The organism is Brevibacillus sp. FIR094, from assembly GCF_050477165.1.
In the GTDB taxonomy this organism is placed as follows: domain Bacteria; phylum Bacillota; class Bacilli; order Brevibacillales; family Brevibacillaceae; genus Brevibacillus.
Genome location: NZ_JBEAES010000100.1, coordinates 1 through 384, shown reverse-complemented (window position 1 = coordinate 384; position 384 = coordinate 1). Strand labels below are relative to the sequence as shown.

Genomic DNA, 384 nt, shown 5'->3' with positions numbered 1-384 from the left:
CTCGACCTTCGCCTTGGCAAGGCGACGCTCTACCAATTGAGCTACGTCCGCATATTTCTTGGTGCGGTCGAGAGGACTTGAACCTCCACGGTGTTGCCACCACTGGCACCTGAAGCCAGCGCGTCTGCCATTCCGCCACGACCGCATTTTCCCATCCAAGTAGCCAGAGCTGTTAACAAGCTGACTTTCACTTTTCGGGTTTATAAAAACTGGTGAGCCATGAAGGACTCGAACCTTCGACCCTCTGATTAAAAGTCAGATGCTCTACCAACTGAGCTAATGGCTCATGAAAAATGGTGGGGAGAGACGGATTCGAACCGCCGAACCCGGAGGGAGCAGATTTACAGTCTGCCGTGTTTAGCCACTTCACTATCTCCCCATTTT

At 52.1% G+C, this 384-nt stretch carries 3 tRNA genes; all 3 read right to left on the bottom strand.

What is annotated here, in order from left to right:
* Positions 1-59: 59 nt before the first annotated feature.
* Positions 60-145 (bottom strand) — tRNA-Leu (locus tag ACQ5DJ_RS30040).
* A gap of 65 nt (positions 146-210) precedes the next feature.
* Positions 211-286 (bottom strand) — tRNA-Lys (locus tag ACQ5DJ_RS30035).
* A gap of 8 nt (positions 287-294) precedes the next feature.
* Positions 295-379: transfer RNA gene (locus tag ACQ5DJ_RS30030), tRNA-Tyr, on the bottom strand.
* Positions 380-384 lie beyond the last annotated feature (5 nt).